This window comes from Roseovarius sp. BRH_c41, assembly GCF_000961715.1.
In the GTDB taxonomy this organism is placed as follows: domain Bacteria; phylum Pseudomonadota; class Alphaproteobacteria; order Rhodobacterales; family Rhodobacteraceae; genus Roseovarius.
Genome location: NZ_LADY01000070.1, coordinates 39,709 through 55,195 on the forward strand (window position 1 = coordinate 39,709; position 15,487 = coordinate 55,195).

Genomic DNA, 15,487 nt, shown 5'->3' on the forward strand with positions numbered 1-15,487 from the left:
ATCTGATGAGGACAAACCCATGTCGTTCAAAGCGACCGATTATCTGCCCTATGACTTTGCAAATCGCCGCCATATCGGCCCCTCGCCCGAGGAAATGACCGAGATGTTCAAGGTTCTGGGCGTCGCATCTCTCGAGGCGTTGATTGATGAAACGGTGCCGAAATCCATCCGTCAGGACAAACCGCTCGATTTCGGCAAGCCGAAGTCCGAGCAGGAATTGCAATTCCACATGTGGCAGACCGCGTCCAAGAACAAGGTTCTGACCTCGCTGATTGGGCAGGGCTATCATGGTACGGTGACGCCGCCCGCGATCCAGCGGAACATCTTTGAGAACCCGGCGTGGTATACGGCCTATACGCCCTATCAGCCCGAGATCAGCCAAGGGCGGCTTGAGGCGCTGTTGAATTTCCAGACCATGGTCAGCGATCTGACGGGCCTTGAGATTGCCAATGCGTCGCTCTTGGATGAGGCAACGGCGGCGGCCGAGGCGATGACCATGGCGCAGCGCGTGGCCAAATCCAAGGCAAAAGTATTCTTTGTCGATGAGAACTGCCACCCGCAAAACATCGCCGTGATCCAGACCCGCGCTGCGCCTCTGGGTATCGAAGTGATCGTCGGCAGCCCGGATGTTCTGGAGGCGGAGAAGGTCTTTGCCGCGATTTTCCAGTATCCAGGCACCTATGGCACATTGCGCGATTTCACCCCTGTGATCGCAGCGCTGCATGAGAATGGCGCGCTTGGCATTGTGATTGCCGATCCGCTGGCCCTGACGCTGCTCAAGGAACCGGGTGCCATGGGGGCGGATATCGCCGTGGGCTCGACACAGCGCTTTGGCGTGCCGGTGGGCTATGGTGGGCCGCATGCCGCCTATATGGCGACCAAGGATGCCTATAAACGCGCCATGCCGGGGCGGATTGTCGGCGTGTCGATCGACAGCCACGGCAACCGCGCCTATCGCCTGAGCCTGCAAACCCGCGAGCAGCATATCCGCCGCGAAAAGGCCACGTCGAACGTCTGCACGGCGCAGGCGCTCTTGGCGGTCATGGCGTCGATGTATGCCGTTTTTCATGGCCCCAAGGGGCTGCGGGCCATTGCGCAGCGCATCCACCGCAAGACGGTGCGTCTGGCCAAGGGTCTGGAGGCGGCGGGATTCCATGTGGAGCCGGGCGATTTCTTTGACACGGTCACGGTTGATGTGGGCCTCTTGCAGCGTGGTGTGTTGCAATCGGCTGTGCGCGAGGGGATCAACCTGCGCCGCGTCGGTGAGACCAAGATCGGCATCACGCTGGATGAGCGCAGCCGCACCGCCACCATCGAGGCGGTCTGGCGCGCCTTTGGCATCATCATGGAGGATGCCGATTTCACGCCCGAATACCGCATCCCCGATGCGTTGCAGCGCGAGAGCGATTACCTGACTCACCCGATTTTCCACATGAACCGCGCCGAGACGGAAATGATGCGCTACATGCGGCGGTTGGCGGATCGTGATTTGGCGCTTGACCGCGCGATGATCCCGCTCGGGTCCTGCACGATGAAGCTCAACTCCGCCGCCGAGATGATGCCGGTCAGTTGGCGGGAATTCTCGCTCTTGCATCCGTTTGTGCCTGCCGATCAGGCGCTTGGCTATAAGGAGATGATCGACGACCTGAGCGCCAAGCTCTGTGACATCACCGGCTATGCCGCCATTTCCATGCAGCCGAATTCCGGCGCGCAGGGGGAATATGCAGGGCTCTTGACCATTTCCGCCTATCACCGGGCGCAGGGGCAGGGACATCGCCGCGTCTGTCTGATCCCGGTCAGCGCCCATGGCACCAACCCTGCGAGCGCGCAGATGGTGGGCTGGGATGTTGTCGTGGTCAAGTCCGCCGAGAATGGCGACATCGACGTGGAGGATTTCCGCGCCAAGGCAGAGAAGCATTCCGAGAACCTTGCGGGTTGCATGATTACCTATCCGTCAACCCATGGCGTGTTCGAGGAGACCGTGCGCGAGGTTTGCGAGGTCACCCATAGCCATGGTGGGCAGGTCTATATCGACGGGGCCAATATGAACGCCATGGTCGGGCTGAGCCGCCCTGGTGATCTGGGGGGCGATGTGAGCCACCTTAATCTGCACAAGACCTTCTGCATCCCGCATGGCGGCGGTGGTCCCGGCATGGGGCCGATTGGGGTCAAGGCGCATCTGGTGCCGCATCTGCCGGGACATCCCGAAACCGGCGGGTCCGAGGGGCCGGTCAGTGCCGCGCCCTTTGGCTCACCCTCGCTCTTGCCGATTTCATGGGCCTATTGCCTGATGATGGGCGGTGCGGGGCTGACGCAGGCGACGCGGGTGGCGATTCTCAACGCCAATTACATCGCCAAGCGGCTGGAGGGGGCCTTTCCGGTGCTTTACAAGGGCCGGGGTGGCCGGGTGGCGCATGAGTGCATCCTTGACGTGCGCCCCTTTGCCGAGAGCGCGGGCGTGACGGTGGACGATATCGCCAAGCGGTTGATCGACTGCGGGTTCCATGCGCCGACGATGAGCTGGCCGGTGGCCGGCACGCTGATGGTGGAACCGACCGAGTCTGAGACCAAGGCCGAGCTGGATCGGTTCTGCGACGCGATGCTGGCCATCCGCGAAGAGATCCGCGACATTGAAGAGCGTCGGATTGATGCGGAGAACAATCCGCTCAAGAACGCGCCGCATACGATGGAGGATCTCGTCAAGGATTGGGATCGCCCCTATAGCCGCGAACAGGGCTGTTTCCCGCCGGGTGCCTTTCGGGTGGACAAATACTGGCCGCCGGTCAACCGGGTGGACAATGTTTACGGCGACCGGCATCTGGTCTGCACCTGCCCGCCACTCGAGGATTATGCCGATGCTGCGGAATGATCCGCTCAATCACCTGTAAGAAACGAAAAAAGGCGGCCTTTGGGGGCCGCCTTTCGTTATGCTGAAAAATCTACCTTAAAAAGTGTCCGACCCAAAAACTTGAGCCGGATATGCGATAGGAACGGGTGCGCCATCACTCACACGGTCCGCTCTGATCACGTAAATTCACGCTAGTGTGAGTAATATGAGTCTGTCATCCCCCAAATTGGGTAAGGCCGTCATTAATCCGCGAGCATTGGCATCAAACGCTCGAGAACCACGCGCCAATGCCGGAAAAAAGCCAGTTGCCCGGCGTCTTCGATCAGGTGAAACTCGATCCAACCATAGTCGCGGCGGAATTCCTCAATGGTGGCAAGCGGCACCTGCGGGTCTTGCGTACCGTTTATGAAGACAATGGGGAGCTTGCCCCGAAGGGCCTCGACATCGGCGCTCCAATCTTCAAGCTGGCCGGAAATAAGCTGTCGCGAAAACGCTTCATGCGCAGAGTGGTGCTCAGAAAGAGCGACTTCGGAGCCGGTGGCGAGCGCCTCAAAGGCTTCTGGATCTTCGATCGTGGCGACATCGGCCGCGGAATTTCCGTAGACGGCGTGCAGGAACGTCCGCTTTCCGATCTTTCGGGCCAAAAGAAATCCAGCTTTGACCATGAAGGGCAACAGATGCGGCGTGTATTTGGCTCCGGCCATGATGAAACGGTGCCATTTGTGCATACGCTCGAACTGTTCGCGCCGGGTGAGGGGCAACATGCCGGAGCACGCGATGATTCCGCTGAAGGCAAAGGGATTTGCACGGGCCAACTTGACCGCATAATAGGCATCTCCGCTGAGGCATAGGATCGGACAATGTCCAACGCCTTCGGCGCGTAATACCCGCATCGTGTCATCGAGAAGGGCTGTGTCATAATCTGTGCTTCGGTCCACCATATCTGACAGGCCATAGCCGGGACGTAGGGGCACGATCACCTTTAAGCCGCGCAATGCAGCGCAAGCCTCAGCCGAGGCGGGCCAGCGCACCAACCCGAAATCAAGCGGAAGATAGAGTACGGGGCGGCCGCGTGGCGCGCCAAGGATCAGATAGTCCACCCGCCGTCCGTCCGGCGTCACCAACGATTTGAAATCACGTTCCGCCAGTGTCGCATAGCCTTTGCTGACCTCATGCGGAGCGGGGGCGGCGCGCACGGTCATGGCGGTCATGTCGATCAACGACAGAGCGAGACGTACCAGTTCCAATTGGGAATGGGTCTCGGTCTTGGCGAGCAGTGATTTGATCTGAGCGCGCACCGTGTCAACCGAGCGTCCCCGCTCTGCGGCGATCTCACTGACACTCCGGCAATCGACGAGATGGCACAGAATATCGGCCTCGGTCTGGGTCAAATCAAAGGCTTGAATGAGAATCTCACAGAACCCCGGCGGCATGCTCACGGCGTTTGACGCTGCGAGGACGAGGACCGTGCCATCCGCCGCGATGCAACGCTGCAGGCGGAAAACGATCAGGTGATCTGCCTGCGCCGCACGCACCCGAAGAACAGCGGTGTCCTTTTCCCGGTTGTCAAAGAGGATATCGAGCGCGCATCTCAGTGCGTCCATATCAGCCTGATGGATCGGCAGATCGTGCAATTCTGCCTTTGCAGGCAGAGCCATTGCCTGACGCGCGGCGAGATTGGCCGCGCGGATGTGGCGGCAACGGTCCAACAGCAAGGCAGGCACCCGGTCGAATGGGACCAGCATGCCATCCAGCCCGAGATTGTCTGTTTCCTCGGGGGCTAAGCGATCAAGGAATTCGGTGGCCCGGCGGAAATGTTCTGCAATCTGCGGGTCATCCAACAGGTGAGGCATGCTCAGGTCGACGCGCGCGCGCAGCGGACCTATCGCGCTCTCCCAGTGGTCAAGCAGCGCCTCGTAGCGCGCGGGGTCGAGCGCTACGTCATAGAGTCTGTCAATTGCCGCATCCCTGTCCGCGTCGGACAGAGTTACAACGTCGATTTGATCCGTCATGCGCCGGGTCGATGTCATACCTGAAATCCGATGAGGTTAAAAACGGGCCGTAGCCACTACTAAGTCATGCAGGCAAGGCGTTTTAAAGGCAAATGAAAAGTCTATTTGTGGCTTTATCAGTCCAAAAGACAGGCAAAGTGATCACGGAGCCGTGTCCATGTCGCCTGATCGGCGGCGCTGAGCAATACGCCTTTGGTGATCGCCGTTGAATAGTCGCGCCCATCGAGCATGCGCGCAACGCCGCCTGCCTGTTGGCAGACAAGGACGCCCGCTGCATGATCCCACGGGTTCAGAACATCCGACATAACGAAATCCACCGCGCCCTGAGCCAAGAGCCGGTATTCATGGCACGAACAGCGCAGGGCTATGCAACGTGCAACTGCGGGCAGCAATGGTGCCAGTTGCTCTTGGCGCGATTGCGACATCAGGTAGTAGTGCATGTAACCTTGCAGGTCCGCCAATTCGCCACCGCGCGAGACGCGCGCCGGGTGCGCGACCCCGAGTGCGGCCTCAAGACGCGCCGGCGACGTTTCGTCGGCGATAATCCAGTCGTCCGAGATGGGGTCATAGAGCAACCCCATTACCGGGCGCCCAAAGCGGGTGACTGCGATGATCACCCCAAAGAGCGGCAGGCCATGCACGAAATTCCAAGTGCCATCCACAGGGTCGATGATAATTGCCAGTTCCGCTTCGGAGACATCATCGCGTAGGGCGGGCTTGGCCGCCACCGCTTCTTCGCCCACGATCAGGGCATGCGGGAACATCCTTTGAAGCCCACGGGCCAGCATCGCCTCGGTCTGGTGATCGGCCTCTGTCACCAGATCATGCGGACCGGATTTGGTGCTGGCATCGGCTCGGGTCACAGTACGAAAGCGCGGCATGATCTCGGCGCGCGCGGCGCGACGCACGAGGTTGATCAGCATGGTCTGCTGCGCCGGGGTGAAGGGGGGCGAAAGCGGGATGGGCAGCGAATCGATCATGGCATCTCCTGTCGGTGCGCAGGTGGAGTGCCAGCCTTGGGAGTCGAAATCAACGCGGGAATGGTCAAAAAGATCAGAGGTTTCACCCCCGGACCCCCAGAGTATTTCAGCCAAGAAAAAGCCGGGTCGCAGGCGTCATGCGCGCGTGCGTGAGGTCATTCATTCACGCGCGCGTAAGGTCCGTGCAGGACGGGCACGCAATGGTCCCAGGGCAAAGACCAGACCGGCGAGCAGCGTCACCAACATCCCACCCAGAATAATCGCTAAGGCAGAGGACCATATTACCGTAAACGGCGTGTCCATCACGAAATGGCTGACCGCCCAACCACCGCCGATGCCGGCCCCTAGCGCCACCAGTCCCGCCGCCCCCCCGAGAATGAGGGCACGCAGGATAAGGCTGGAGAGAATTCGGGCGCGCGTGGCGCCGAGGGTCTTGAGAATCGCCGCTTCATAGGTACGGGCGCGCTGATCCGCCGCCGCCGCGCCGATGAGCACGAGAAAGCCGGTGAGCAGAGTCACCGACGCGCCCCATGACGTGGCCGAGGCGAGGCCCGCCAAGAGATCTGTCACTTGGGTCAGCGCATCGCGGACGTTGATGGCGGTGACATTGGGATAGCGGTCGGTCACATCGCGCAGAATCGTTTCCTCGGACGTCTGATCGTCGGCATAGACTGTGGCGATGAACGTATGCGGAGCACCGGCCACAGCAGCCTCGTTCATCAAAAGGACAAAGCCCATGCCGACGCTGGAGAAATCCACCTCGCGCAGCGATGTGATGGGCGCTGTGATGTCGCGGCCGAGAATGTTGATGGTGATTTCATCGCCGATGCCGATGCCCATTTCCATGGCCTCTTCGGCGGCAAAGCTGAGTTGCGGCGACCCGGTGTAACCCTCGCCCCACCAAGTGCCGGCGGTAAGTTCCGTCCGGGCGGGCAGGGCGTCGGCGTAGCTGACGGCGCGGTCGCCTTCGACCACCCAATGTCCGGGTGCGACTTCGGTCGCAGGGCGGTCATTGATGCGGCTGATGATGCCGCGCAGCATGGGCGCATTGTCGATGCGGCTGACAGCGGGGTCGGTCTCTAGCCGCTCGAGGAACCACTCCATCTGGTCCTTTTGCAGATCGACAAAGAAGAAAGAGGGCGCGCGTTCAGGCAGGTCGGCGGCGATGGCGCGGCGCAGGTTGCCATCGATCTGGCCGACTGCAGCCAGAACGGCGAGGCCAAGACCGAGCGAGAGCATGACCGATCCGGCGGTGGTGCCCGGCCCGCCGATGGCACCCAAGGCCCAGCCAAAAGCGGGGCGCCCGCGCAGGCGAGGTCGCAGAGTGCGGGCCAGTTTCTGGACCAGCATAGCGGCCAGAGACAGGACCAAGAGCGCACTGCCGATGCCGCCTGCGGTCCAAAGTGTGAGGCGCAGATTGCCCGAGAAGATGATAGCGGCGACGAGCAGGGCTGCAATAAGACCGAGGCTTGTCGCAATCCACGGCCAGCCGGGCCAGCGGCGGGCGGCACCTGCCGCTTCGCGGTAAAGGGCCGCGGCGCGGACCTCTCGGGCGCGGGCGAGGGGCCAGAGCGTAAAAATAAGCACACTCAGCACGCTGTAGAGCGCCGCCTCGGCCATCGGAGCGGCATAGGGGGCAAAAATCGCCGGGACGGGCAATCGCGCCGCGATAACGGGTCCGAGCAGCACCGGCACGCCCACCCCGAGAATGAGGCCGCCGATGATGCCAATCAGGGATAGAACGCCTACCTGTATGAAATACGTCAGAAAAATCGTGCGTTGATCGGCCCCCAGCGTGCGCAATGTCGCGATGACTTGTACCTTGCCCGCAAGATAGGACCGCAAAGCCGCCGAGATGCCGACGCCGCCCACCGCAAGCCCCGAGAGGCCCACCAGAACCAGAAACGCCCCCAGGCGGGTGACGAATTCAGCCACGCGGGGGCTGGCGTTGCGGGCGTCGGACCAGCGAAAGCCGGAGCCATCCAGCTCTTGGAGACTGCGGGTTTCCAGCGCGGCGAGGTCTGCGCCCTCGGGCAGGAGAAGGCGGTATTTCGTGGTAAATAGTGAGCCGGGGCTAAGTAATCCGGAGCCGTCCAGATTGGCGCGGCTGACGATGGTGCGTGGGCCGAGGCCAAAGCCTGCGCGGGTTTGATCCGGCTCTTTCACCAGTTCGGCCATCAGGCGAAACTCACGTTCGCCCAAGCGAAATGTGTCACCCACTGTAATGCCCAACCGCGCCGCCAGAATTGGCTGCATCACCGCGCCGGGCAGGCCGCCGGCACCGCCAAACGCCACATCCAGTGGCATGTCGGGTGAGAGAACGACGTTGCCAACCAGAGGGTAAGAGTGATCGACAGCCTTCAGTTGCGTCAGTTCGCGACGTCCGTCAGGGGCAATCGCCATAGAGCGAAAATCAGCAATTTCCGAGACCGCATCGGCATTTAGCGCCATCCAGTTATACTCGGCCTCAGTGGCAAAGCGATAGGTCAGCTCAAGTTCGGCGTCGCCGCCAAGGATTGCGGCACCCTGTTCGACCATACCGGCGCGGATGCTTTCGCGCAGGGTTCCGACGGCGGCGATGGCGGCTACGCCGAGGATCACACAGGCCAGAAAGATGCGGAACCCACGCAGGCCACCGCGCAACTCGCGGCGGGCAAGGCGGGCCGCTATGCGCAGACTCATGCTGCGACCTCGACGCGGCCGTCGCGCAGGCTGACAACGCGGTCGCAGCGACGGGCAAGCTCTGGGTCATGGGTCACGAGCACCAAGGTTGCGCCGTGGCGGTCGCGCAGGTCGAAGAGTAGTTCGATGATCGAAGCGCCTGTGGAGCTGTCGAGATTGCCGGTGGGTTCATCCGCAAGGATGATCGCCGGGCGCGTGGCTGCGGCGCGGGCGAGGGCCACGCGCTGTTGTTCGCCGCCCGAGAGCTGCGATGGGTAGTGACCTGACCGGGATGCGAGACCCACAGCGAGGAGTTCCTCTTGGGCGCGCTCATAGGCGTTTGCGACGCCTGCGAGTTCAAGCGGAGTGGCCACATTTTCCAATGCTGTCATAGTTGGAATAAGGTGAAACGATTGAAAAACAACACCAAAATTCTCGCGCCGCAGGCGGGCCAACTGGTCTTCGTTCATTAATGAGAGGTCATTTCCCATTGCCATGACTTGACCGGCGGTGGCGCGTTCCAGGCCGCCCATGAGCATTAAGAGCGAGGATTTGCCGGAACCGGAGGGTCCAATCAGACCCAATGTCTCGGCCTTGTGGACATCCAGGGTAATCCCGTGGAGTATTCGCACAAGACCGGCGTTTCCCTCGAGCGACAATGTGACGTCGGTGAGGGACAGAAGAGGAGAACTCATGCGTTTGCGCCTGATTTACAAAGGTTTTCTGTCATATGGGGTGCTGCGGCCCTTTGCCAAGGTGGTAGCGGCGTTTCTCTGCCTTGTCAGCCCCGCGATGGCCGCAGAACCGGTCACGGTTCTGGCATTGGGGGACAGTTTGACCCAAGGATATGGCCTGCCAGAGCAGGATGGGCTGGTGCCGCAGATGCGGAAGTGGTTGGATAATCAAGGGGTTGAGGCGGAGTTAATCAATGCGGGCGTGTCCGGTGACACCACGGCGGGCGGGGCTGCGCGGGTGGAGTGGAGCCTGACGCCTGAGGTGGATGCGATGATTGTGGCACTGGGCGGCAATGATCTGTTGCGGGGCATTGATCCGGCGGTAAGTCGCCGGAATATAGAGGAAATTCTGCGCGTGGCAGACGCGCAAGGGGTCGAGGTCTTGTTGGTTGGCCTGAGAGCGCCGGGCAATTACGGGGCAGATTACAAGATGGCATTTGATGCAATTTACCCTGATTTGTCAGAGGTTTATGACACGCTCTTCATGCCTGATTTCTTTGCGGGGCTGGGTGAAGGTGATCCGTCTACGCTGCAAAAGTTGTTTCAGGCGGATGGCATTCATCCCAATGCAGAAGGTGTTGCACGGATTGTCGAAGGGTTGGGGCCGCAGGTGCGCGACTTGATCGCGGCGGCGCAGGCGGAGGACTGAGCCGTACGTTTGTGCGGTGTGAACGTACGTTCACCGGGTGCCGTCGCAGCCTTTACGATGTCCCACGGGCGGCGAGGTCAATTTTGGACGGAGTCGGGCGCATGATCTGCCTCGGTCAGAGCCTCGGGCAAGGTTCTGGCTAAGGTCTCCATCTCCTCTGTCCGACCGCAACTGATGCGGATGCAGCGATCCTGTGGCGCGACAAAGGGCATGCGGACGAAGACGCCGCGTGCCACCAGCCCTGCCAGAACGCGCCGGGCAAAGTCGCCGTCGCGGCCACAATCGACGGTGACGAAATTGGTGGCCGAGGGCAGCGCGCTCAGCCCGTTCTCTTTGGCGATTCGCGCGATGCTGTCGCGGGAGCGGCGCGCCTCGGCCTGCACATGTGCCAGCCAATCGGTATCGCGGAGCGCGGCGAGTGCCCCGGCTTGCGCCATGCGGTTCATGCCGAAATGGTTGCGGATCTTGTCGAAGCTCTTGATCAGGGCTGTGGCCCCCACCGCATAGCCGATGCGGGCCCCGGCCATGCCGTAAGCCTTGGAAAAGGTACGCATGCGGATGACGCGGGGATCATCGGCGGCAATCTCTGCCGCCGTTCCCTCGGGCGCAAACTCGACATAGGCCTCGTCAAGGCAGAGAAGGCAGCCGTCGGGTAGGGTGTCGAGGGCGGTCACAATATCCGCGCCCGGCACCCATGTGCCCATCGGATTGTCGGGATTGGCGAAGTAGATCAGTTTTGCGCCGAGCTCATGCGCGCGGGCGATGAGGGCGGGCAGGTCTTCGCGATCATCGCGGTACGGCACCTTGTGCAGCGTGCCACCAAATCCCGTCACATGGTAGTTGAAGGTGGGATAGGCCCCGTCCGACGTGACGACCGCATCACCGGGGCCAACCACGAGCCGCACAAGATTGCCCAAAAGGCCGTCGATGCCTTCGCCCACCAGCACATTCTCTGGCGCCACGCGCATGTGGTCGGCAAGCGCCGCGCGCAAGTCATGACTGGTGGGGTCGCCGTATTTCCAGACATTTTCAGCCTCGGCGCGGAGTGCGGCAAGCGCCTTGGGGGACGGGCCAAAGAGGTTTTCATTGGCCCCGAGGCGTGCTGCAAAGGGCGCGCCGCGTTGGCGTTCCTGCTCTTCCGGCCCAACGAAGGGGACAGCGGCGGGCAGGCTTTGGATCAGCGGGGTATAGCGCGGATATGTCATGGGGCGCAGTTAACGGGATGCGGCAGAGCCTTGCAAGGGTGTGCCGCGACGTTGTGCTGGTCTGCGGCAGGGCTGTGGTGTTTCATGGTGCAAAAGGGAGGATTGGCCATGGCCCGAGTCACGACCGAGATCAAGGATCATATCGCACATGTCACGCTGAGCCGTCCGGACAAGCGCAATGCGGTCGATCCAGAGATGGCAGAGGCGCTTGTTTCGACGGGGCAGGCGCTGAGTGATGCGGATATCCGCGCTGTGGTGCTGTCGGGCGAGGGCCGCGCGTTTTGCGCAGGTCTCGATGTGATGAGCTTTGCGCAATTGGCGGCAGGTGATCCCGAGGCGCTGTGTCTGCCGCGCACGCATGGCACCGGCAATCTCTTTCAGGCGGTGGTGATGGTCTGGCGGGATCTGCCGGTGCCGGTCATCGCGGCGCTGCATGGCGCGGTTTACGGCGCGGGATTCCAGCTTGCGCTGGGGGCGGATGTGCGGATTGCGGCCCCGGATACGGAACTGGCGATCATGGAGATGAAATGGGGGTTGATCCCGGACATGGGCGGCATGGCGCTCTTGCCGAAATTGACCCGGTCGGACGTGATCCGGCGCATGACCTATACGGCGCGGCCCGTCTCAGCCGTGCAGGCGCGGGATTGGGGGTTGGTGACGGAACTGGCCGATGATCCGCTGGCCATGGCGCGCGATTTGGCGTCCGAGATTGCGGGCAAGAGCCCGGCGGCGATACGGGCCGCCAAGCGCCTGATTGGTCTGGCCGAAAGCGGCGCCGATGAGGCGGCCGTTCTGATGGCGGAAAGTCGTGAGCAGGCCGCGCTGATCGGCAAGCCGGACCAGATGGAGCAGATTTCCGCCAATCTGGCCGGGCGTGCGCCGGTGTTCCGGGGCTAGGGTTCAGCGTTTCTTGACGAACTCGGTCAGGATGACGATGCGCTGGCCCTCGACCCGGCCTTCAATATGGGCGGGGTTGTCGTGGACCAGCGCGATGCCACGCACCGCAGTGCCGCGTTTGGCGGTGAAATTGGCACCCTTGACCGGCAGATCCTTGATCAGGACCACGGTATCGCCTTGGGCCAAGGGCACGCCGTTGCTGTCGCGGTGACCGCTGTCGCGGGGGATATTGTCGGCCCATGCGCGGGTGTCATCATCGAGCCAGAGCTGATCGCTGAGATCGCGCGCCCAGTCATGGTCGCTGAGGCGAGTGAGCATGCGCGCGGCCAGAACTTGCGTCGGGGTATCCTCGGACCACATGGTTGAGGCCAGACAGCGCCAATGCTCCGGGTCTGGGGTGCCCGCGATCTGATCGGCGCAGGTGGCACAGAGGCTGACGCTTGCCCCGTCGGGGCCGCCCGTCACGGGATAGGGGGTGAGGGGGGCATCGGTGGCACAGAGGGCGCAGGACATAACAGGAAACTCCGGTAAAAAAAGGGGCGTTGATCCCCCTTAGACCCCTATGGGGCGGGACAAAAGCCCGGACTGTGTTTGATCGGGCGCGGGTGGGCCCCTGCGCCGGTGGGCGCGCATCATCCCACCTTGACCAAACGCCTATTCCCATACATATGCCAAGGCTATGACAGACCTTGCTCACATCCGCAATTTTTCGATCGTGGCCCATATCGACCACGGGAAATCCACGCTTGCCGACCGGTTGATTCAGTCGACCGGGACGGTTCAGGACCGTGACATGAAAGAGCAGATGCTCGATGCCATGGATATCGAGCGCGAGCGCGGGATCACCATCAAGGCCAACACCGTGCGCATTGATTACAAGGCGCAGGACGGCGAGACCTATGTGCTCAACCTGATCGACACGCCGGGCCATGTCGACTTTGCCTATGAGGTCAGCCGCAGCATGCGCGCGGTCGAAGGCAGTCTCTTGGTGGTGGACAGCACGCAGGGCGTCGAGGCGCAGACGCTGGCCAATGTCTATCAGGCGATTGATGCGGGCCATGAGATCGTGCCGATCCTGAACAAGATTGATTTGCCCGCCTCTGAATGCGACCGGGTGGCCGAACAGATCGAGGATGTGATCGGGATTGACGCCTCCGGTGCAATCCGTGTGTCGGCCAAGACCGGCGTCGGCATTGCCGAGACGCTGGAGGCCATCGTCAAGCATCTGCCCGCGCCCAAGGGCGACGAGGCTGCGCCGCTCAAGGCGATGCTGGTGGATAGCTGGTATGACGCCTATCTGGGCGTGGTCGTTCTGGTGCGGATCATGGACGGACGCATGAAAAAGGGCGACCGTATCCATATGATGCAGACCGAGGCCACCTATAACGTCGAGCGGATCGGCGTATTCCGGCCGCAGATGGAAAAGGTCGAGAGCCTTGGGCCCGGCGAGATCGGGTTTATCACCGCCTCGATCAAGCAGGTGCGCGACACCAAGGTGGGCGATACCATCACCCACGAAAAACGCCCCTGCGCCAAGGCGTTGCCGGGGTTCAAACCCTCGGTGCCGGTGGTGTTCTGTGGCCTCTTCCCGGTGGATTCGAACGAGTTTGAGGATCTGCGCAACGCGATCGAGAAGCTGGCGCTGAATGACGCCTCTTTCAGCTATGAGATGGAAACCTCGGCGGCGCTCGGCTTTGGCTTTCGCTGTGGGTTCTTGGGTCTCTTGCACCTTGAGGTGATCCGCGACCGGATTGAGCGCGAATACGATATCGACCTGATCACCACCGCCCCGTCGGTGATCTATCACCTCTTTATGAAGGACGGCACGCGCGCCGATCTGCACAACCCCGCCGACATGCCGGATCTGACCTATGTGAGCCATATCGAGGAACCTCGGATCAAGGCGACCATTCTGGTGCCGGATGAGTATCTCGGCGATGTGCTCAAGCTCTGTCAGGATCGGCGCGGCATCCAGATGGACCTGACCTATGCCGGCAATCGGGCGATGGTGGTCTATGATCTGCCGCTCAATGAGGTGGTGTTCGATTTCTATGACCGGCTGAAATCGGTCACCAAGGGCTATGCTTCGTTTGATTATCAGCTGCAGGGCTACCGCGAGGATAGTCTTGTGAAAATGTCGATCCTTGTGAACGATGAGCCGGTTGATGCGCTGTCGATGATGGTGCACCGAGACCGCGCGGAAATGCGTGGCCGCGCCATGGTGGAAAAGCTCAAGGATCTGATCCCGCGCCATATGTTCAAGATCCCGATTCAAGCGGCGATTGGCGGCAAGGTCATCGCGCGCGAAACGCTCTCGGCCATGCGCAAGGATGTGACGGCCAAGTGTTATGGCGGGGATGCCACGCGCAAGAAGAAGCTGTTGGAAAAGCAGAAGGCCGGCAAGAAGAGGATGCGCCAGTTCGGCAAGGTGGACATCCCGCAAGAGGCGTTCATTTCCGCGCTCAAGATGGATAGTTGAGCGCCTATTCCTGTGACGGCGCAACTCTGTCTGGCGTTATGTCGTGCTGCGCGCTAGCGTGTTTCCAGCAGCGAAACAATTGAGGCGCATCATGACGACCAAGGCCAAATCAACGAGCCCGCGCAAGACATCGACCAAAAGCACGACCAGAACGAGCGCGGCCAAGCCCAAGACGGCGCGCAAACCCAGCGTGGTCAAAGAACCCGTCCCCGTGGTCGAGAGTGCGGCGGTCATCGCGCCCCAGAACAGTGCGGCGGATAATGTCATCGCCCTGACCGTGACGGACACGATCCCGGCAGATGCCGGGCCGGAGTTGAAAAAGCAGGAACTGATCGACAAGGTTCTGGGCAAGGGCGATATCAAGAAGAAATACGCCAAGCCCGTCGTTGAGGCGGTTCTTGAAGTGCTGGGCGAGGCGTTGGCCGAGGGGCGCGAATTGAACCTGCCGCCAATGGGCAAGATCAAGATCAACCGGGTCCGTGATGTCGCGAATGCGCGGATCATCGTGGCCAAGATCAGGCAGCCGAAAGCGGGGTCCGGATCGGATGCCGGGACCGATGATCAGGACAGTGACGATGACATGAAAGATGAGGTTGCACAGGGCGAAGAGTGACGCTAAAAGCCCCCACGGCGGGTGATTAGCTCAGTGGTAGAGCGCTTCGTTCACATCGAAGATGTCAGGGGTTCAAATCCCTTATCACCCACCACTACAAAAATCCAATAAAAACAGGAACTTAAGGGAAATTCGGGGTCGGTTTCTATGGTACTTTCCCCCTAATTTCTATGGTACTTTGCCCCCCCTAACGCGGGCCTATTCTTCGGGGTCGGACGCAGGCTCAGGGGGCGTGGTGTAACCTAGTCCTGCAGGAAGGCGCGCGTCTGCCCGGTGATACAGGTCCTGCAACATCGCTTCCTTTGATGTTGCTTCGGGGTCCGTTCCGTCCGTCCTGAAACCGGCGGGCGTTAGCCCGCGCTGTTCGCGGATTGCTTCGATTTTGGCGGCGTGGATTCCGAGTCGGCTC

The 15,487-nt window shown here is 61.4% G+C and carries 11 protein-coding genes and 1 tRNA gene; 6 read left to right on the plus strand and 6 right to left on the minus strand.

The features are described 5' to 3' along the window. Window positions 1-19: 19 nt before the first annotated feature. The gene (gcvP, locus tag VR71_RS23660) at window positions 20-2,869 is read left to right on the plus strand and encodes an aminomethyl-transferring glycine dehydrogenase (protein ID WP_045686784.1); all 2,850 of its coding nucleotides are present in this window, start codon (window positions 20-22) and stop codon (window positions 2,867-2,869) included. Window positions 2,870-3,090: 221 nt separating this feature from the next. On the opposite strand, the gene VR71_RS23665 is transcribed toward gcvP, so the two are convergent. The 4 genes from VR71_RS23665 to VR71_RS23680 all read right to left on the minus strand — a co-directional run bounded on the left by VR71_RS23665 (window position 3,091) and on the right by VR71_RS23680 (window position 9,196). Further along, complete coding sequence (locus VR71_RS23665) at window positions 3,091-4,878, minus strand: LuxR C-terminal-related transcriptional regulator (protein WP_045686752.1); 1,788 nt, start codon at window positions 4,876-4,878, stop codon at window positions 3,091-3,093. Between the two features lie 98 nt (window positions 4,879-4,976). Continuing rightward, the gene (locus VR71_RS23670; RefSeq protein WP_045686753.1) at window positions 4,977-5,840 is read right to left on the minus strand and encodes an inositol monophosphatase; all 864 of its coding nucleotides are present in this window, start codon (window positions 5,838-5,840) and stop codon (window positions 4,977-4,979) included. 159 nt (window positions 5,841-5,999) lie between these two features. Beyond that, on the minus strand, window positions 6,000-8,522 hold the full coding sequence (locus VR71_RS23675; protein WP_045686754.1) for an FtsX-like permease family protein: 2,523 nt from the start codon (window positions 8,520-8,522) through the stop codon (window positions 6,000-6,002). After that, entirely contained in the window at window positions 8,519-9,196 is a 678-nt protein-coding gene (locus VR71_RS23680; protein WP_045686755.1) for an ABC transporter ATP-binding protein, read from the minus strand. Before VR71_RS23680 ends, VR71_RS23675 begins: the two co-directional genes overlap by 4 nt. Here VR71_RS23680 and VR71_RS23685 point away from each other — a divergent pair. Beyond that, window positions 9,195-9,884, plus strand: a complete 690-nt coding sequence (locus VR71_RS23685; protein WP_045686756.1) for an arylesterase — start codon at window positions 9,195-9,197, stop codon at window positions 9,882-9,884. The two genes, VR71_RS23680 and VR71_RS23685, sit on opposite strands and share 2 nt — an antisense overlap. 77 nt (window positions 9,885-9,961) lie before the next feature. On the opposite strand, the gene VR71_RS23690 is transcribed toward VR71_RS23685, so the two are convergent. Continuing rightward, window positions 9,962-11,089: a pyridoxal phosphate-dependent aminotransferase gene (locus tag VR71_RS23690; RefSeq protein ID WP_045686757.1), complete on the minus strand. Its 1,128-nt coding sequence runs from the start codon at window positions 11,087-11,089 to the stop codon at window positions 9,962-9,964. A 108-nt stretch (window positions 11,090-11,197) separates the two neighbouring features. Here VR71_RS23690 and VR71_RS23695 point away from each other — a divergent pair, with 108 nt between their 5' ends. Then, window positions 11,198-11,986 (plus strand): crotonase/enoyl-CoA hydratase family protein, encoded by a 789-nt coding sequence (locus VR71_RS23695; RefSeq protein ID WP_045686758.1) that lies wholly within the window; start codon window positions 11,198-11,200, stop codon window positions 11,984-11,986. Window positions 11,987-11,989: 3 nt separating this feature from the next. Here VR71_RS23695 and VR71_RS23700 read toward each other — a convergent pair whose 3' ends face one another. Next, complete coding sequence (locus tag VR71_RS23700; protein WP_045686759.1) at window positions 11,990-12,499, minus strand: alkylphosphonate utilization protein; 510 nt, start codon at window positions 12,497-12,499, stop codon at window positions 11,990-11,992. Between the two features lie 166 nt (window positions 12,500-12,665). Here VR71_RS23700 and lepA point away from each other — a divergent pair, with 166 nt between their 5' ends. The 3 genes from lepA to VR71_RS23715 all read left to right on the plus strand — a co-directional run bounded on the left by lepA (window position 12,666) and on the right by VR71_RS23715 (window position 15,172). Continuing rightward, entirely contained in the window at window positions 12,666-14,465 is a 1,800-nt protein-coding gene (gene lepA, locus VR71_RS23705; RefSeq protein ID WP_045686760.1) for a translation elongation factor 4, read from the plus strand. A 91-nt stretch (window positions 14,466-14,556) separates the two neighbouring features. Next, complete coding sequence (locus VR71_RS23710; RefSeq protein ID WP_045686761.1) at window positions 14,557-15,078, plus strand: HU family DNA-binding protein; 522 nt, start codon at window positions 14,557-14,559, stop codon at window positions 15,076-15,078. Between the two features lie 19 nt (window positions 15,079-15,097). Then, window positions 15,098-15,172 (plus strand) — tRNA-Val (locus VR71_RS23715). Window positions 15,173-15,487 lie beyond the last annotated feature (315 nt).